The sequence below is a fragment of the Plantactinospora sp. CA-294935 genome, from assembly GCF_050936445.1.
Classification (GTDB): Bacteria; Actinomycetota; Actinomycetes; order Mycobacteriales; family Micromonosporaceae; genus Plantactinospora.
In genome coordinates, this window is the sequence record NZ_JBNJMU010000001.1 from 2,543,758 (window position 1) to 2,562,269 (window position 18,512).

Consider the following 18,512-nt stretch of genomic DNA (forward strand, 5'->3'; position numbering starts at 1 on the left):
TGCGCAGGCCGGGCGGCGTACCCTCGGGATGTGACGGTGAGCCGGGAAATCGACAGCATCCTGCAACGCGGCGCGGACGGCGGGCGGATCACGCCCGAGGAGGCGCTGCTGCTCTACACCGACGCGCCGCTGCACCCGCTGGGTGAGGCGGCCGACGCGGTACGGCGGCGGCGCTATCCGGACAACATCGTGACGTACCTGATCGACCGCAACATCAACTACACCAACGTCTGCGTGACCGCCTGCAAGTTCTGCGCCTTCTACCGGGCGCCGAAGCACAGGGAGGGCTGGACGCACCCGACCGAGGAGATCCTGCGGCGCTGCGCCGAGGCGGTCGAGCTGGGCGCGACCCAGGTGATGCTCCAGGGCGGCCACCACCCCGACTACGGCGTGGAGTACTACGAGGAACTCTTCTCCTCGGTCAAGCGGGCGTACCCGCAGCTCGCCATCCACTCCATCGGGCCGAGCGAGATCCTGCACATGGCGAAGGTCTCCGGGGTCAGCCTGGACGAGGCGATCAGCCGGATCAAGGCGGCCGGACTGGACTCGATCGCCGGTGCCGGCGCGGAGATGCTGCCCGAGCGGCCCCGCAAGGCGATCGCCCCGCTGAAGGAGTCCGGCGCGCGCTGGCTGGAGGTGATGGAACTCGCACACCGGCAGGGCGTCGAGTCCACCGCCACCATGATGATGGGCACCGGGGAGACCAACGCCGAGCGGATCGAGCACATGCGGATGATCCGCGACGTGCAGGACCGCACCCGGGGCTTCCGCTCCTTCATCCCGTGGACCTACCAGCCGGAGAACAACCACCTCAAGGGCCGTACCCAGGCGACCACCCTGGAGTACCTGCGGCTGGTCGCGGTGGCCCGGCTCTTCTTCGACACTGTGCCGCACCTCCAGGCGTCCTGGCTGACCACCGGCAAGGACGCCGGACAGCTCGCCCTGCACATGGGGGTGGACGACCTCGGCTCGATCATGCTGGAGGAGAACGTCATCTCCTCGGCCGGTGCGCGGCACCGCTCCAACCTGCACGAGCTGATCTGGATGATCCGCTCCGCCGGCCGGATCCCCGCGCAGCGGGACACCCTCTACCGGCACCTGGCGGTGCACCGCACCCCGGCCGACGACCCGACGGACGACCGGGTGGTGTCGCACTTCTCCTCCATCGCGCTGCCCGGTGGCGGCGCGGGCCGGAGTCTGCCGCTCGTCGAGGCCCGCTGAACTACCCTCGTCCATTCGGTCACCGCCGGCTGGGCGAGGGGCCGGTCCTTGGCTCCGATTCGGCGGCAAAACGTCCAGCGCGCCGGATAAATGGCCTCTGACCAGGACATTCTTGGAAACCGGGCGGGCTCGGACGGTCATAACGGTTGGATCAAGGGGAGCGCGACCGGGCCGGTCGAACCGATAACGTGCCGGCACACGTACCCGCTGACCGTCGTGGACGGACCGGCCTCCGGGTCGGGACGCGGCGCACCGGGGTCGTCCTCTATCGGTCCATGAGGGCCGTTCACATAACGCACGGCATCGCGGGCGAGGTGGGAGACCACCTCGCCCGCGGTGTGTTCCGGCTCGGGTGCGGCAGGCGCCGGACGGTCGCCCGGAGCCCCGGCCGCGTTCCGGCAGGGTGCCGGCCCGGCCCCGGCCGCGTTCCGGCAGGGTGCCGGCCCGCCCCGGGCCGACCGGCCGGGCCGGTGGCTGGCAGACTGTTCCGGCGTGACCCCTACCCCGTCCGGACGCCGGGCCAGCCTGGACAAGCAGCCGCACGAGGTGGCGGCGATGTTCGACGAGGTGGCGTCCCGGTATGACCTGACCAACACCGTGATCTCGTTCGGGCAGGACCGGCGGTGGCGCCGGGCCACCCTGGCCGCCCTCGACCTGCGTCCCGGTGACCACGTGCTCGACGTGGGCGCCGGCACCGGAGTCTCCACTGCCGAGCTGGCCACCTCAGGGGCGTACGCGGTGGGGTTGGATCTCTCCATCGGGATGCTCCGGGCCGGCCGACGGAGCCGGCCCGAGGTGCCGTTGCTGGCCGGTGACGCGCTCCGGCTGCCGTTCCCGGACGAGACGTTCGACGCGGTCACCATCTCGCTGGCGCTGCGCAACGTGGTGGACACCGGGGCGGCGCTCCGGGAGATGGCCCGGGTCACCCGGCCCGGCGGCCGGCTGGTGGTCTGCGAGTTCAGCACCCCGACCAACCCGGTCTTCCGGACGGTCTACCTCTCCTACCTGATGCGGTCGCTGCCGGCGGTGGCCCGGGCGGTGGCGAGCAACCCGGACGCGTACGTCTATCTGGCCGAGTCGATTCGGGCCTGGCCGGACCAGGCCGGGCTGGCCGGGCAGATCGGCCGGTCCGGATGGCACCGGGTCGGCTGGCGGAACCTGACTGGCGGCATCGTCGCGCTGCACCGCGCGATACGTTCCTGATTTTCCGGCTCATGCTGCTTTAGCCGGTTTTGATCCGCGAGCGGCTTTCCGGCCGTAGGCTGCGCCCATGGCGGGGGCAGACCGGCGGGTCGACGGCGACGAGCAGCCGGCCGAGGAGACGCCGGCGGTCGCGGGCCCGCCGGACGCGCGGCACCGGAGCGACGACGCCCCGAACCGCGACGCCGCCGAGCCGGCGCGCGGCGCTGGCACCGAACCGAATCGCGAGGCCACCGAGCCGGCGCGTGGCGCTGCCACCGAACCGAACCGCGACGCCGCCGAGCCGGTGACGGAGGACGTCGATCCGGAGGCCGAGGCGGCCGAGTTGATCGCGCAGATCCGGGAACTGGCCGGGCCCGACCCGGTCGCGGTCCGGACCGTGGTCGCCGAGGTACTGGCCGCGCTCGACCGGGTCAGCGGCGGCACGCTACGGGAGCAACTGCCGTACGAGCACGAGCGCGCTCCGGACGGCGACCCGGCGCCGCCCGGCAGCCATCCGGGGGAGCGGCCGCCGGAGACCGGCGGCCACCAGGTGGAGGGGATGTCGGAGAACGGCGGTGCGGCGGCGGGCGGTGCTCCGGCCGGGCGGCTGTCGGGAAACGGTGCCGGGCCGGCCGAGGGGCATGCCGCGGCCGACGGGTATCCGGTCGAGCCGCATCCGGTCGAGCCGAACCCGCCGGGGCCGCATCCGGCGCAGCCGCAGCCGGGGCAACCCCAGCCGGGGCGGCCCGGCCCGGCCGACCCGCATCCGCCGGCACCCGGGCCGGGACAGCCGCATCCGGCCGAACCGCACCCCTCCGATCCGCACCCGGTGCGGCCTCCGACCGATCCACATCCGGCCGAACCGGGTCCGGTCACTCCGGGGCCGATCAAGCGCCGTCCGGCGCAACGCAGCGGCGAGGACCGGACCTGAGGTGAGGCAGGTCCCGACCGGCCGGGACGACGGGCCACGACCGGGGCCGGAACGGGCCCGGGAAGGTAGCCAACACGCCTACCTCGGCAACTTAGGGTCGCCTAACCGGTCGCCGGCCACTTCGCGGTTCTAGACTCCTCCCCGGACGAGGCTTGTGAAGCATTTCACGAGCGATCGGGAGGGGAGGCGCGGATGACCACGGTCGACTACGACGCGGACGTCATCGTTGTCGGCGCCGGTCCGGGTGGATCGACAACCGCCTATCACCTGGCCCGACACGGCGTACGCGTGCTGCTGCTGGAGAAGACCGAGTTCCCCCGGGAGAAGGTCTGCGGCGACGGGCTGACGCCACGGGCGGTCAAGCAGCTCGTCAAGCTCGGCGTCGACACCTCGCCCGAGGCGGGCTGGCTGCGCAACCGGGGACTGCGGGTCATCGGCGGCGGCGTACGGCTCGAACTCGACTGGCCCGAGCTGGCCAGCTTCCCCAACTACGGACTGGTGCGGACGCGGCTCGACTTCGACGACCTGCTGGCCAAGCAGGCGGTCGAGGCCGGCGCGGAGCTGCGTACCGGGGTGAACGTCACCGGCCCGGTGCTCGACGAGAGCGGCCGGGTGGTCGGGGTCACCGCCGAGAGCGGCCCGGACAAGGCTGCGGCCCGCTTCTCCGCCCCGCTGGTGATCGCCGCCGACGGCGTCTCCGGGCGGCTTCCGCTCGCGCTGGGCATCAACAAGCGGGAGGACCGGCCGATCGGCGTCGCCGTCCGTCGCTACTACCGCTCACCGGCCAAGCACGACGACAACTACCTGGAGTCGTGGCTGGAGCTGCGCAGCAAGGAGCACCCCGACAAGTTGCTGCCCGGGTACGGCTGGATCTTCGGGATGGGGGACGGCCGGGTCAACGTCGGGCTGGGCGCGCTGAACTCCTCGGCCGCGTTCGGCAAGACCAACTACCGCCGGCTGCTGGTCGACTGGCTCGCCGGCACCCCGGCCGAGTGGGGCATGACCGACGAGACCAACGCGGACGGGCCGATCCTCGGCGCCGCCCTGCCGATGGGCTTCAACCGGGTGCCGCACTACACCCGGGGCGTGCTCCTGGTCGGCGACTCCGGCGGCATGGTCAACCCGTTCAACGGCGAGGGCATCGCGTACGCGATGGAGTCCGGTGAACTCGCCGCCGAGATCGTGGTGCAGGCGCTGGCCCGCCCGGCCGGTGCCGAGCGGGAACGCGCGCTGGCCGGCTACCCCGCCGAGCTGAAGGCCCGGTACGGCGGCTACTACCGGCTCGGCAACATCTTCGTGAAGATGATCGGCAATCCGCACGTGATGCGGATCGCCACCAAGCACGGCATGCCGCATCCGACCCTGATGCGGTTCGTGCTCAAACTGCTGGCGAACCTGACCGATCCGCGCGGCGGGGACGCGATGGACCGGGTCATCAACGCGATGACGAAGGTGGCTCCGGCGGTGTGAACCGCCGCCGGCCCCGGCAGGGGGCGCCAGTGGCACCCCGGGCAGCGTCGCCCGGACGACTGTGAATAGTGTGAATTTGGAAATTGACCGAGGGCCGGGAAGGACGAGCAGGGGAAAACGATGTCGCTCTCGCCGTACGTACCCATCATCGGGCTGTTCGCCCTCGCCGCGGCGTTCGCGCTGTTCTCCGTCGCCGCGGCGCGCTTCGCCGGCCCCCGGCGCTACAACAAAGCCAAGCTCGAGGCGTACGAGTGCGGCATCGAACCGAGCCCGCAGCCGGTCGGCGGCGGCCGGTTCCCGATCAAGTTCTACCTGACGGCGATGCTGTTCATCGTCTTCGACATCGAGATCATCTTCCTGTACCCGTGGGCGGTCAACTTCGACGTCCTCGGGCTGTTCGGCTTCGTGGAGATGGTGCTGTTCATCGTCGCGGTCTTCGTCGCGTACGCCTATGTGTGGCGGCGCGGCGGCCTGGACTGGGACTGAGGGAGGTCGTCAGATGGGTATCGAGGAGAAGCTCCCGTCCGGGATCCTGCTCACCTCGGTCGAGAAGCTGGTCAACTGGTCCCGGAAGTCGTCGTTCTGGGGCGCCACCTTCGGCCTGGCCTGCTGCGCGATCGAGATGATGGCGGCCGGTGGCTCCCACTACGACCTCGGCCGGTGGGGCATGGAGGTGTTCCGCGCCTCGCCGCGACAGGCGGACCTGATGATCGTGGCCGGCCGGGTGAGCCAGAAGATGGCCCCGGTGCTGCGCCAGATCTACGACCAGATGGCCGAGCCGCGCTGGGTGATCTCGATGGGTGTCTGCGCCAGCAGCGGCGGCATGTTCAACAACTACGCGATCGTGCAGGGCGTCGACCACATCGTCCCGGTCGACATGTACCTGCCCGGTTGCCCGCCGCGGCCGGAGATGCTGATCGACGCCATCCTCAAGCTGCGCGAGAAGATCGGCCACGAGCCGCTCGGCCCGAACGGGCGGAAGATGCTGGAGGCGCGTCGGGCCCGGGGCGACATCCCAGTGGTGGCGCCCGGTTCGATGCCTTCGTCCTACCACAACAACAAGGCGCGGCGGGCCGAGTGGACCCGGGCGGTCGCCGAGGGGCGCGAGGAGCAGCTCCGGATCGAGAACTGGATGAAGGCGCAGAACCACCTGGTGGGAAGGGCCGAGCGATGAGCGAGCGAACCAGCCGGCTCAGTGCGAACGTGCCTCATGTCGGCCCGGAGCGCAGCGGAGGGACGGCATGAGCGAGCGGAGCGAGCGAACCAGCCGGCTCAGTGCGAACGTGCCTCATGTCGGCCCGGAGCGCAGCGGAGGGACGGCATGAGCGAACCCAACAAGACCAGCGAGCAGCCGGGCGGCGGCGTGCCGGTGGCCCGGCCGCCGATCGGGGCGACCAGCGGGGCGCCGGCCGAGTACCCGCCGGCCAGCCCGGCCGGGCGCGGCATGTTCGGCATCCACGGCAGCGGCGACACCTCCGGCTTCGGCGGCCTGGTCCGGCAGCGGGTCGGCGTGGTCAGCAGCCCTCGGCCGTACGGCGGCTACTTCGACGAGGTCGCCGACGCGCTGGAGGAGGCGTACCCGGGCTTCGCCGACGCGATCGAGAAGGTCGTGGTCGACCGGGGCGAGCTGACCCTGCACATCCGCCCCGAGCGGATCGCCGAGGTCTGCCAGGTGCTCCGGGACGACCAGGCGCTCCGCTTCGAGCTCTGCTCCTCGGTCTCCGGGGTCGACTACCTCGGTTCCGACGCCCGCCGGCTGCACGTCGTCTACCAGCTCACCTCGATGACCTACCGCCGGCAGCTCCGGCTGGAGGTCGCGGTGACCGCCGAGGAGCCCCGGGTGCCGAGCGTCACCTCGGTCTACCCCACGGCGGACTGGCAGGAGCGGGAGGCGTACGACATGTTCGGCGTCGTCTTCGACGGCCACCCCAGCCTGACCCGGATCCTGATGCCGGACGACTGGGAGGGCCACCCGCAGCGCAAGGACTACCCGCTCGGCGGCGTGCCGGTCGAGTACAAGGGCGCCGAGATCCCACCGCCCGACCAGCGGAGGTCGTACCAGTGAGCACCTCGACCAACCCGAGCTACGCCGAGTCCCGGGAGACCACCGAGGGCCGGGTCTTCACCGTCACCGGTGGCGACTGGGACCAGGTGGTCAGCGGGCACGACCCGATCAACGACGAGCGGCTCATCGTCAACATGGGCCCGCAGCACCCGTCGACGCACGGCGTGCTCCGGCTGATCCTGGAGCTGGAGGGCGAGACCGTCCGGGAGGCCCGGGCGGTGGTCGGCTACCTGCACACCGGGATCGAGAAGAACCTCGAATACCGCAACTGGGTGCAGGGCAGCACGTTCGTCACCCGGATGGACTACCTCTCGCCGCTGTTCAACGAGACGGCGTACAGCCTGGCCGTGGAGAAGCTGCTCGGCATCACCGACGAGGTGACCGAGCGGGCCACCACCATCCGGGTGCTGATGATGGAGCTGAACCGGATCTCCTCGCACCTGGTCTGGATCGCCACCACGGCGATGGAGCTGGGCGCGGTCAACGTGATGCTCTACGGCTTCCGCGAGCGCGAGTACGTGCTGGAGATCTTCGAGCTGATCACCGGCCTGCGGATGAACATGGCGTACGTCCGGCCGGGCGGGGTCGCCCAGGACGTCCCGGACGAGGCGATCGTCAAGATCCGCGAGTTCCTGAAGCTGCTGCCGAAGAAGCTGAAGGAATACGAGGACATCCTCTCCGGCCAGCCGATCTGGACGGAGCGGACCAAGGACGTGGCGGTGCTCGACGTCACCGGCTGCCTGGCGCTCGGCGTCACCGGCCCGGTGCTCCGCTCGGCCGGGCTCGCCTGGGACATCCGCAAGACCATGCCGTACTGCGGCTACGAGAACTACGAGTTCGACGTGCCGACCACCGAGAGCGGCGACGTCTGGGGCCGCTACCTGGTCCGGATGGCCGAGATGCGGGAGTCGCTCAAGATCGTCGAGCAGGCCCTCGACCGGCTTCGCCCCGGCCCGGTCATGGTGGCCGACAAGAAGATCGCCTGGCCCGCGCAGCTCGCCATCGGCGTCGACGGGATGGGCAACTCGCTGGAGCACGTCGCCAAGATCATGGGTCAGTCGATGGAGTCGCTGATCCACCACTTCAAGCTGGTCACCGAGGGCTTCCGGGTGCCACCGGGCCAGGTCTACGTCGGAATCGAGTCGCCCCGCGGCGAGCTGGGCGTGCACGCGGTCTCCGACGGGGGCACCCGGCCGTACCGGGTGCACTACCGCGAGCCCAGCTTCGTCAACCTCCAGGCGCTGCCGGCGATGGCCGAGGGCGGCCTGATCGCGGACGTGATCGCGGGCGGCGCGTCGCTGGACCCGGTGATGGGTGGGTGTGATCGCTAAATGACTCAGTCTCAGTTTGGCAACGCGACGTCCCGGCTCGACGGTCTGGTGACCGGGCCGGGCGAGGTGCCGGCACAGCGCAACGGCGGCGGCTCGCGCAGCGCCGACCTGCACGCGAAGCTCGACGAGCGGGCGCGGGAGATCGTCGCGCGCTACCCGGCCGACCGGTCCCGTTCGGCGCTGCTGCCCCTGCTGCACCTGGTGCAGTCCGAAGAGGGGTACGTCTCCCCGGCCGGCGTGGAGTTCTGTGCCGACGTCCTCGGGCTGAACAAGGCGCAGGTCGGCGCCGTGGCCACCTTCTACACCATGTACAAGCGCCGGCCCACCGGCGACTGGCTGGTCAGCGTCTGCACCAACACCATGTGCAACGTGCTCGGCGGGCAGCAGGTCTACGACGCGCTGACCGAGCACCTCGGGGTCGGGCACGACGAGACCACCCCGGACGGCAAGATCACCCTGGAGCACGCCGAGTGCTTGGCGGCCTGCGACTACGGCCCGGTGATGACCGTCAACTACGACTTCTTCGACCAGGTCGACCCGGACGCGGCGGTCGCGGTCGTCAACGAGCTGCGCGCGGGCGGTCGTCCGCAGCCCAGCCGGGGCGCCCGGCTCTGCACCCTCAAGGAGATGTCGCTGCAACTGGCCGGCTTCGCCGACCCGCGCGAGGAGGCGGTGGCCGACGGGCTGGCCGGCGACCCGACGCTGGCCGGACTGCGGCTGGCACAGCAGCACGGCATCTCGGTGGCCGGCTACGACCCGAACACCCCGATCAAGGGCAGCCAGACCGGTGACAAGCCGGCCCCGGCGACCACCCGGCCGGCCGCCGCCACCGGCAGCACCGCGCCGGACGTGAAGTCGCCGGACGACAAGTCGCCACAGGTGCGTACCGCCGAGACCCGGAACCCGGACGCGAAGACCGCCGTCCCGGATGCGCCCGGGACGACGCCGCCGGTCGACGGCGTACCGGCCGGACCGGCCGACGCGAGGTCCGCCGAGCAGGCCGGCGCGGCCGCCAACAAGCCGGCCAGCGACGCCAAGCCGGCCGGCGACGGTACGGAGGCGCAGGAGCGCTCGCTGAAGTCGGCGACGAGCGAGGAGGAGGCTGAGAAGTGACCACGACGCCTCGGCGGGAGACGCTGGAGAAGCTGACCCCGGTGCTCACCAAGCGCTGGCTGTCGCCGGACGCCTGGCGGCTCGACGTCTACCAGCGGCTGGACGGCTACGCGGCGCTGCGCAAGGCGCTCGCCGCCCACCCGGACGACCTGATCCAACTCGTCAAGGACTCCGGCCTGCGCGGCCGGGGCGGGGCCGGCTTCCCGACCGGGCTCAAGTGGGGCTTCATCCCCCAGGGCGACGGCAAGCCGCACTACCTGGTGGTCAACGCCGACGAGGGCGAGCCGGGCACCTGCAAGGACCTGCCGCTGATGACCCACGACCCGCACTCGCTGGTCGAGGGCGTGATCATCGCCTCGTACGCGATCCGGGCCAACCGCGCCTACATCTACATCCGGGGCGAGGCGGTGCACGCGGCCCGGCGGCTGCGCAACGCCGTGCAGGAGGCGTACCGGGCCGGGTACCTCGGCGAGAACATCCTCGGTACCGGCTTCGACCTGGAGCTGGTGGTGCACAGCGGGGCCGGGGCGTACATCTGCGGCGAGGAGACGGCGCTGCTGGACTCGCTGGAGGGGTTCCGGGGTCAGCCCCGGCTGCGCCCGCCGTTCCCGGCGACCCACGGCCTGTACGCCTGCCCGACCGTGGTCAACAACGTCGGCACCATCGCCAGCGTGCCGTACATCGTGCTCGGTGGGGCGGCCTGGTGGAAGAGCATGGGCACGGAGAAGTCCTCCGGGCCGATGATCTACTCGCTCTCCGGCCGGATCAACAACCCGGGGCAGTACGAAGCGGGGCTCGGCATCACGCTGCGCGAGCTGATCGAGCTGGCCGGCGGCATGCAGCCCGGGCACAACCTGCGGTTCTGGACCCCGGGCGGCTCCTCGACGCCGCTGCTCACCGCCGAGCACCTGGACGTGCCGCTGGACTTCGAGGGGGTGGCGGCGGCCGGCTCGATCCTCGGCACCACCGCGACCCAGATCTTCTCCGACCAGGACTGCCCGGTCTACGCCACCTACCGGTGGCTGGAGTTCTATCACCACGAGTCGTGCGGGAAGTGCACGCCGTGCCGGGAGGGCAACTACTGGATGGTCCGCACCTACCGGCGGATCCTGGCCGGGCAGGGCACCCACGAGGACCTGGACACCCTGCTGGACACCTGCGACAACATCCTCGGCCGCTCGTTCTGCGGTCTCGGTGACGGCGCGACCAGCCCGGTGACCTCCTCGCTGCAGTACTTCAAGCAGGACTACCTCGACTACATCGAGGGCCGGACGGCTCCCAAGCTGTCCGAGAAGACCCTGGTAGGAGCGCACTGATGGTGAGCGCGAGGAGCGGGTGTTCCGGGGCGGCCCGCGTGGGACGCGGTCGCGCCGGAACACGAGTTGAGCTTGCGAGCCCCGCAGTCGCGAACGGAAGGCGGCGCTGATGACGGACGTTGCGAAGCAGACCGAGACCGTCACGCTCACCATCGACGGCATCGAGGTGACGGCGCCGAAGGGTGCGCTGCTGATCCGGGTCGCCGAACAACTGGGCATCGAGATCCCCCGGTTCTGCGACCACCCGCTGCTCGCCCCGGCCGGTGCCTGCCGGCAGTGCCTGGTCGACGTGGAGGGGCAGCGCAAGCCGGTCGCCTCCTGCACCCAGACCGTCGCCGACGGCATGGTGGTACGCACCCAGCTCACCTCTCCGGTCGCCAAGAAGGCGCAGGAGGGGATCATGGAGCTGCTCCTGGTCAACCACCCGCTCGACTGCCCGATGTGCGACAAGGGCGGCGAGTGCCCGCTCCAGAACCAGGCGATGTCCACCGGCCGCACCGAGACCCGCTTCCACGAGCCCAAGCGGGAGTACGAGAAGCCGGTCAACATCTCCACCCAGGTACTGCTGGACCGGGAGCGCTGCGTGCTCTGCCAGCGCTGCACCCGGTTCTCCGAGGAGATCGCCGGGGACAAGTTCATCGACCTGATGGGCCGGTCCAGCGCCGAGGAGATCAACGTCTACCGGGACGAGGTCTACGGCGGCGAGGAGGGCGACGAGGGTGACGTACCGTTCAACTCGTACTTCTCCGGCAACACGGTGCAGATCTGCCCGGTCGGCGCGCTGACCGGCGCGCAGTACCGCTTCCGGGCCCGCCCGTTCGACCTGGTCTCCACCCCGAGCGTCTGCGAGCACTGCTCGGCCGGCTGCGCCCAGCGCACCGACCACCGGCGCGGCAAGGTGATGCGCCGGCTGGCCGGCGACGACCCGGCGGTGAACGAGGAGTGGAACTGCGACAAGGGCCGCTGGGGCTTCCGGTACGCCAGCGCGAACGAGCGGATCACCAAGCCGATGGTCCGGGACGCCAAGAGCGGTGAGCTGCGCGAGGCGTCCTGGAGCGAGGCGTTCGCCGTCGCCGCCGACGGGCTGCGCGAGGCACGCGACTCCGCACGCGGGGTCGGGGTGCTGACCGGCGGCCGGCTCACCGTCGAGGACGCGTACGCGTACGCCAAGTTCGCCCGGGTGGCGCTGCACAGCAACGACATCGACTTCCGGGCCCGGCCGCTCTCCGCCGAGGAGGCCCAGTTCCTGGCCAGCACGGTGGCCGGGACGACCGAGGTGACCTACGCCGACGTCGAGCGGGCGCCGGCCGTGGTGATCGCCGGGCTGGAGCCGGAGGAGGAGTGCCCGATCCTCTTCCTGCGGCTGCGCAAGGCGTACAACAAGCGCGGGCTGAAGGTACTGGCGCTGGCCCCGTTCGTGACCCGGGGACTGGCCAAGATCGGCGCGACGGTGCTGACCGCCGCCCCCGGCGACGAGGCCAAGCTGCTCGCCGGGCACGCCTCGGTCGCCGAGGCGCTGCGCCAGCCCGGCGCGGTGCTGCTGGTCGGCGAGCGACTGGCCACGGTGCCGGGTGGGCTCTCCGCCGCCGCCGAGCTGGCCGAGCGTACCGGTGCCAAGCTGGCCTGGGTGCCTCGCCGGGCGGGCGACCGCGGCGCGGTCGACGCCGGCTGCCTGCCGAACCTGCTGCCCGGCGGACGCCCGGTGACCGACGCGGCCGGCCGGGCCGAGTTGGCCGGCGCCTGGGACCTGGCTGCCGGGGTCATCCCGAGCCAGCCCGGCCGGGACACCGACGGCATCATCGCGGCCGCCGCCGGGGGCTCGCTCGGCGCGCTGGTGGTGGCCGGGGTGGACCCGGCCGACCTGGCCGACCCGAGGCTCGCCGACGCGGCGCTGGAGAAGGTGCCGTTCCTGGTCAGCCTGGAGCTGCGGCACAACGCGGTGACCCGCCGCGCCGACGTGGTCTTCCCGATCGCCCCGGTGGTGGAGAAGGCCGGCAGCTTCCTCGACTGGGAGGGCCGGCTGCGCACCTTCGAGGCGGTGCTGAACACCACCGCGATGACCGACGCCCGGGTGTTGGACGCGATCGCTGCCCAGCTCGACGTGCGGCTCGGCACCGGCGACGTGAACAGCGTCCGCCGCGAGCTGGGTGCGCTGCCGACGACCAAGGCCAACCGGACCGCCGCCCCGGCCGTCGAGCCGGCCGCGCCGGTCCGACCCGGCCCGGGCGAGGCGGTCCTCGCCACCTGGCACCAGCTCATCGACGCCGGCACGCTGACCGAGGGCGATCCGGCACTCGGCGGCACGGCCCGGCCGCCGGTGGTCCGGCTCGGCAAGGCCGCCGCCGAGGCGCTGGGGGTGGCCGAGGGCGACGCGGTCACGGTCGGCACCGACCGGGGCGCGCTGACCCTGCCGGCGGCGATCACCGACCTGCCGGACGACGTCGTCTGGGTGCCCACCAACTCGCCCGGCGCGAGCGTCCGGCGCAGCCTGGGCGCCACGTCCGGCGCGGTCGTCCGGCTCAGCGCCGGCCCGGCCACCCCGGTCGCCGCCGACGCGGCGGGCAAGCCGGGGCCGCTGCTGAACAGCGCTGGAGGTGCGTCGCGGTGAGCGCGAGGAGCGAGTGTTCCGGGGCGGCTCGCGTGGGACGCGGTCGTGCCGGAAGACGAGTTGAGCTTGCGAGCCCCGCAGTCGCGAACGAAAGGCTGGCTCCGGTGAGTGCCGCTGTCGCGTACGAAGGGAGGCCCCGATGGGTGGCCTGACCTACCTGGCCCAGGATCCGACGCTGCAGGACTTCGGCAAGGATCCGTGGTGGCTCGTCCTGATCAAGATCGTGGCGGCGTTCGTCTTCGCGGTGCTGGCCACCCTGCTCGGCGTCTGGTTCGAGCGCCGGGTGGTGGCCCGGATGGCGCAGCGGCCCGGCCTGAACCAGATCGGCCCGTTCGGTCTGCTGCAGACCCTCGCCGACGGTCTCAAGATGGCCTTCAAGGAGGACATCCTGCCGAAGGCGGCCGACAAGGTCGTCTACTTCTTCGCGCCGACCATCTCGACGATCTGCGCGGTGACCGCGCTGTCGGTGGTGCCGTTCGGCCCGATGGTGAGCATCTTCGGCGAGCGGACCCCGCTCCAGGTCACCGACGTCTCGGTGGCCGTACTGGTGCTGCTGGCCTGCTCCTCGATGGGCGTCTACGGCATCGTGCTCGGCGGCTGGGCCTCCGGGTCGACGTACCCGCTGCTCGGCGGTCTGCGCTCCAGCGCCCAGATGATCTCGTACGAGGTGGCGATGGGCCTGTCCATCGTCGCCGTCTTCATGACCGCCGGCACGATGTCGACCAGCGGAATCGTCAGCCAGCAGGCCGACGGTACCCGGCTCAACCTCTTCGGCGTGGTCGACCTGCCCGCTCCCGGCTGGTACGCGATCCTGCTGCTGCCGAGCTTCATCATCTTCTTCATCTCCACCGTCGGTGAGACCAACCGGGCGCCGTTCGACCTGCCCGAGGCCGAGTCGGAGCTGGTCGCCGGCTTCATGACGGAGTACAGCTCGCTGAAGTTCGCGCTCTTCATGCTCAGCGAGTACGTCGCCATGGTGACGATGTCGGCGGTCACCACGACGCTCTTCCTCGGCGGCTGGCGGGCACCCTGGCCGATCACGCTCTGGGAGGGCGCGAACTCCGGCTGGTGGCCGCTGCTCTGGTTCATGGGCAAGGTCATCGGTCTGGTCTTCATCTTCATCTGGCTGCGTGGCACGCTGCCCCGGCTCCGCTACGACCAGTTCATGCGGCTGGGTTGGAAGGTGCTGCTGCCGATCAACCTGGTCTGGATCCTGGTCCTGGCCGGCATCCGCACCCTGCAGAAGGAGGACCTCGGCGACTCCACCCGCTACTCGGTGATCGCCGGTGCGGTGCTGGTGGTCCTGCTGGTGACGCTGCTCTGGCCGAGCAAGAGGCGGCCGCCGCAGCGGACCCTCCAGGAGAAGGTCAACCGGCGGCCGGCCGGGAGCTTCCCGCTGCCACCGATGGATCTACAGGTGCCGCCGAGTCCCCGGATCAAACGGGCGGTCGCCGAGCGGGAGCCGGCGAACGTGGGAGCCGGGCAGCCGGGCGACGCCGGTACCGGACACGACGAGAAGGAGGTGTGACGTGGGCGCGATCACCGGGTCGTTCAAGGGTTTCGGGGTCACCTTCTCGCACATGTTCAAGAAGGTCGTCACCACCGACTACCCGTTCAAGCCGCCGGTCTCCGCCCCGCGTTACCACGGGCGGCACATCCTCAACCGGCACCCGGACGGGCTGGAGAAGTGCATCGGCTGCGAGCTGTGCGCCTGGGCCTGCCCGGCCGACGCGATCTACGTCGAGGGTGGCGACAACACCGATGAGCAGCGCTTCTCGCCGGGCGAGCGGTACGCCAGCACGTACCAGATCAACTATGCCCGGTGCATCTTCTGCGGGCTCTGCATCGAGGCCTGCCCGACCCGTTCGCTGACCATGAGCAACGAGTACGAGCTGGCCCGGGACAACCGGCAGGACCTGATCTTCACCAAGGAGCAGCTACTGGCGCCGCTGCTGCCGGGGATGGAGCAGCCGCCGCACCCGATGCGGCTCGGTGACACCGAGAAGGACTACTACGTCGGCGCGCTGACCAACCCGGGCACCTCGGCCGGCGCGGAGCGGGCGCCCTGGTCCGAGACCGGCACGGTCGACGGCTCGGGCTCGACCGGAGAGAAGACGTCATGAGCGAGCGAATCAGCCAGCTCAGTGCTCAAGGTCATGACGCCGACGAGCGGAGCGAGGAGGGGTCATGACCACATCAGCGGTGCTCGCTGCGGCGGGTGGGGTGACCGGCGGGGAACAGGTGACCTTCTGGATCCTGGCCCCGCTCGCCCTGATCGGGGCGATCGGCACGGTGTGGGCCCGCAACGCGGTGCACTCCGCGCTCTGGCTGGTGCTGACCATGCTCTGCCTGGGCGTCTTCTACGTGATCCAGTCCGGGCCGTTCATCGGCTTGGTGCAGATCATCGTCTACACCGGCGCGATCATGATGCTCTTCCTCTTCGTGCTGATGCTGGTCGGCCGGGACGCGTCGGACTCGCTGATCGAGACGCTGCGCGGGCAGCGGATCGCGGCGATCCTGCTCGGCCTCGGCTTCGGCGCGCTGCTCGCCAGCGGGATGTGGCGGGCGCTCGGCCAGGCGGACGCGGTCGGCCTGGAGCAGGCCAACGCGAACGGCAACGTGCAGGGCATCGCCGCGCTGCTCTTCACCAGGTACGTCTTCGCGTTCGAGGTCACCTCGGCCCTGCTGATCACCGCGGCGGTCGGCGCGATGGTGCTGGCCCACGTCGAGCGGCGCCGCCAGGACCGGATGGACCAGGTCGCCACGATGAAGGCCCGGTTCCGCCCCGGCAACTACCCGGGACCGAAGCCCGGCCCCGGCGTGTACGCCACCTCGTCCTCGGTCGCCACCCCGGCCCGGCTGCCGGACGGCGGGCTGACCGAGCGGAGCGTGCCGCGGATCCTGCCGCAGCGTGAACTCTCCGCGGAGGAGACGGCGCTGAAGGGGACGGAGAAATAAGATGTCGGACTTCCTGTCGGTGTCGCCGAACCACTACCTGATCCTCGCCTGCCTGCTCTTCACGGTCGGTGCGGTCGGGGTGCTGATCCGGCGCAACGCGATCGTCCTCTTCATGTGCATCGAGCTGATGCTCAACGCGGCCAACCTCGCGCTGGTCACGTTCAGCCGGATCAACGGCGACCTGAACGGTCAGATCATGGCGTTCTTCGTCATGGTGGTGGCCGCCGCCGAGGTCGTGGTCGGGCTGGCCATCATCATGACGATCTTCCGGACTCGGCGCTCGGCGAGCGTCGACGACGCCAACCTGTTGAAGTACTAAGAGGGGCCCACCAGTGGAACATTCTGTGGAGTACGCCCACGCCACGGGGTTGCTGGGCAGCGTGTGGCTGCTGGTGGCCATCCCGCTGGTCAGCGCGGCGATCCTCCTGCTGCTCGGCCGGCGTGCCGACCGGTGGGGGCACTGGCTCGGCGTGGCCAGCGTCGGCGCCATCTTCGTGCTCGGCCTGACCTACTTCTTCTCGCTGCGGGGCCTGGAGAACCGCTCGGTCGAGCTGAGCCTCTGGGACTTCATCGCGGTCGGCGACCTGCACGTCGACTTCGGACTGCTCTTCGACCCGCTGGCCGCGGTCTTCGTACTGCTGATCACCGGCGTGGGTTTCCTGATCCACGTGTACGCGGTCGGCTACATGTCGCACGACGCCGGCCGGCGGAAGTTCTTCGGGTTCTTCAACCTGTTCGTCGCGGCGATGCTGCTGCTGGTGCTCGGCAACAACTACGTGATGCTCTACGTCGGCTGGGAGGGCGTCGGTCTGGCGTCGTACCTGCTGATCTCCTTCTGGCAGGACCGGCCGAGCGCGGCCACCGCCGGCAAGAAGGCGTTCCTGATGAACCGGGTCGGCGACGCCGGCCTGGCCATCGCGATCTTCATCATGTTCGCCACCCTGGGCAGCACCCAGTACGCCGACGTCTTCAACGGCGCCAGCCAGCTCGCCGGCGGCACGGTGCTGGCTCTCGGCCTGCTGCTGCTGCTCGGCGCGACCGGCAAGTCCGGCCAGTTCCCGCTCCAGGCCTGGCTACCGGACGCGATGGAGGGCCCGACCCCGGTCTCGGCGCTGATCCACGCCGCCACGATGGTGACCGCCGGCGTCTACCTGATCGCCCGGTCCAACCCGATCTTCTCGCTCGACCCGACGCTGCAGACCATCGTGGTCAGCGTCGGCGCGCTCACCCTGCTGATGGGCTGCATCATCGGCGCGGCCAAGGACGACATCAAGCGGGTGCTCGCCTGGTCGACGGTGAGCCAGATCGGCTACATGTTCCTCGGCGTCGGCCTCGGCGGCGGGGCGTACGCGCTGGCCATCATCCACCTGCTGGCACACGGCTTCTTCAAGGCCAACATGTTCCTCGGGGCCGGCTCGGTGATGCACGGCATGAAGGACCAGGTGGACATCCGCCGGTTCGGCGGGCTGGCGAGGCACATGAAGATCACCTGGATCACCTTCGGGCTGGGCTGGCTGGCGATCATCGGCATGTGGCCGTTCTCCGGCTTCTTCACCAAGGAGCCGATCATCGTCGAGGCGTTCGCCCGCGACGACTGGACCGCCTGGCTGTACGGCGGCGCCGCGCTGCTCGGCGCCGGACTGACCGCCTTCTACATGACCCGGCTCTTCGTGCTCACCTTCCACGGGCCGAAGCGCTGGACCGAGGACATCGAGCACCCGCACGAGTCCCCGGCGGTCATGACCGTGCCGCTGGTCCTGCTCGGCCTCGGCTCGGTGGTCGCCGGTGGGCTGATGGCGACCCCGGTCGCCGACTGGCTGACCCCGGTACTCGGGCACGGCGAGCACCACGAGCCGGTGCTCTCGCACACGGTGATCACCGTGCTCTCGCTCGGCCTGACCGTGCTCGGCGCCGGCCTGGCCTGGCTGCTGTTCCGCAACGGCACCGCGCTGGTGGAGCAGCCGGCCGGCCCGGTGGTCCGGGCGGCCCGGCGCAACCTCTACACCGACGCGATCAACGAGGCGGTCTTCGAGAAGCCGGGCATCTTCCTCACCCGGGCACTGGTCTTCCTGGACAACCGGGGCATCGACGGGCTGGTCAACGCGCTCGCCGCCGCGGTCGGCGGTGGATCGGGCCGGTTGCGCCGGCTCCAGACCGGCTTCGTCCGGTCGTACGCGATGTCCATGCTCACCGGCGCGGTGCTGGTGGTGGCGGCGTTCCTGGCGGTCCAACTGGGGTGGTTGGCGTGACCCACCACAACCCACCGGCCGCGCTGAACCGGCCGGGCGACCTCGACCGGCCGGGCACTGACGACGGA

The 18,512-nt window shown here is 70.9% G+C and carries 16 protein-coding genes; all 16 read left to right on the forward strand.

What is annotated here, in order from left to right; translation table 11 throughout:
• Window positions 1-30 precede the first annotated feature (30 nt).
• Window positions 31-1,221 carry a cyclic dehypoxanthinyl futalosine synthase gene (mqnC, locus tag ACQEVC_RS11405; protein WP_318400935.1) on the forward strand — a complete coding sequence of 397 codons (1,191 nt, stop codon included), beginning with the start codon at window positions 31-33 and terminating at the stop codon, window positions 1,219-1,221.
• 492 nt (window positions 1,222-1,713) lie between these two features.
• Window positions 1,714-2,424, forward strand: a complete 711-nt coding sequence (locus ACQEVC_RS11410) for a demethylmenaquinone methyltransferase (RefSeq protein WP_432876101.1) — start codon at window positions 1,714-1,716, stop codon at window positions 2,422-2,424.
• A 67-nt stretch (window positions 2,425-2,491) separates the two neighbouring features.
• Window positions 2,492-3,334, forward strand: coding sequence for a hypothetical protein (locus tag ACQEVC_RS11415; RefSeq protein ID WP_432876103.1), 843 nt, complete (start codon window positions 2,492-2,494; stop codon window positions 3,332-3,334).
• Window positions 3,335-3,526: 192 nt separating this feature from the next.
• Window positions 3,527-4,804, forward strand: coding sequence for a geranylgeranyl reductase family protein (locus ACQEVC_RS11420; RefSeq protein WP_432876105.1), 1,278 nt, complete (start codon window positions 3,527-3,529; stop codon window positions 4,802-4,804).
• Between the two features lie 120 nt (window positions 4,805-4,924).
• Window positions 4,925-5,290, forward strand: coding sequence for an NADH-quinone oxidoreductase subunit A (locus ACQEVC_RS11425; protein ID WP_432876107.1), 366 nt, complete (start codon window positions 4,925-4,927; stop codon window positions 5,288-5,290).
• Between the two features lie 13 nt (window positions 5,291-5,303).
• Window positions 5,304-5,978 carry a NuoB/complex I 20 kDa subunit family protein gene (locus ACQEVC_RS11430; protein WP_432876109.1) on the forward strand — a complete coding sequence of 225 codons (675 nt, stop codon included), beginning with the start codon at window positions 5,304-5,306 and terminating at the stop codon, window positions 5,976-5,978.
• Between the two features lie 147 nt (window positions 5,979-6,125).
• On the forward strand, window positions 6,126-6,869 hold the full coding sequence (locus ACQEVC_RS11435; RefSeq protein ID WP_432876111.1) for an NADH-quinone oxidoreductase subunit C: 744 nt from the start codon (window positions 6,126-6,128) through the stop codon (window positions 6,867-6,869).
• Entirely contained in the window at window positions 6,866-8,200 is a 1,335-nt protein-coding gene (locus ACQEVC_RS11440) for an NADH-quinone oxidoreductase subunit D (RefSeq protein ID WP_432876113.1), read from the forward strand. Before ACQEVC_RS11435 ends, ACQEVC_RS11440 begins: the two co-directional genes overlap by 4 nt.
• The gene (gene nuoE, locus ACQEVC_RS11445; RefSeq protein WP_432876115.1) at window positions 8,201-9,313 is read left to right on the forward strand and encodes an NADH-quinone oxidoreductase subunit NuoE; all 1,113 of its coding nucleotides are present in this window, start codon (window positions 8,201-8,203) and stop codon (window positions 9,311-9,313) included.
• A complete protein-coding gene (gene nuoF / locus ACQEVC_RS11450) occupies window positions 9,310-10,629 on the forward strand; it encodes an NADH-quinone oxidoreductase subunit NuoF (protein ID WP_432876117.1) in 1,320 nt (439 codons plus the stop codon). The genes nuoE and nuoF overlap by 4 nt, the downstream gene beginning before the upstream one ends.
• 109 nt (window positions 10,630-10,738) lie before the next feature.
• Complete coding sequence (locus tag ACQEVC_RS11455) at window positions 10,739-13,237, forward strand: NADH-quinone oxidoreductase subunit G (protein WP_432876119.1); 2,499 nt, start codon at window positions 10,739-10,741, stop codon at window positions 13,235-13,237.
• Window positions 13,238-13,385: 148 nt separating this feature from the next.
• On the forward strand, window positions 13,386-14,765 hold the full coding sequence (gene nuoH, locus ACQEVC_RS11460; protein WP_432891293.1) for an NADH-quinone oxidoreductase subunit NuoH: 1,380 nt from the start codon (window positions 13,386-13,388) through the stop codon (window positions 14,763-14,765).
• 1 nt (window position 14,766) lies between these two features.
• Window positions 14,767-15,360, forward strand: a complete 594-nt coding sequence (gene nuoI, locus ACQEVC_RS11465) for an NADH-quinone oxidoreductase subunit NuoI (RefSeq protein ID WP_432876121.1) — start codon at window positions 14,767-14,769, stop codon at window positions 15,358-15,360.
• A 64-nt stretch (window positions 15,361-15,424) separates the two neighbouring features.
• Entirely contained in the window at window positions 15,425-16,195 is a 771-nt protein-coding gene (locus ACQEVC_RS11470) for an NADH-quinone oxidoreductase subunit J (RefSeq protein WP_432876123.1), read from the forward strand.
• A 1-nt stretch (window position 16,196) separates the two neighbouring features.
• On the forward strand, window positions 16,197-16,514 hold the full coding sequence (gene nuoK / locus ACQEVC_RS11475; RefSeq protein ID WP_199187664.1) for an NADH-quinone oxidoreductase subunit NuoK: 318 nt from the start codon (window positions 16,197-16,199) through the stop codon (window positions 16,512-16,514).
• Between the two features lie 13 nt (window positions 16,515-16,527).
• Entirely contained in the window at window positions 16,528-18,444 is a 1,917-nt protein-coding gene (nuoL, locus tag ACQEVC_RS11480; protein ID WP_432876126.1) for an NADH-quinone oxidoreductase subunit L, read from the forward strand.
• The last annotated feature ends 68 nt before the right edge of the window (window positions 18,445-18,512 follow it).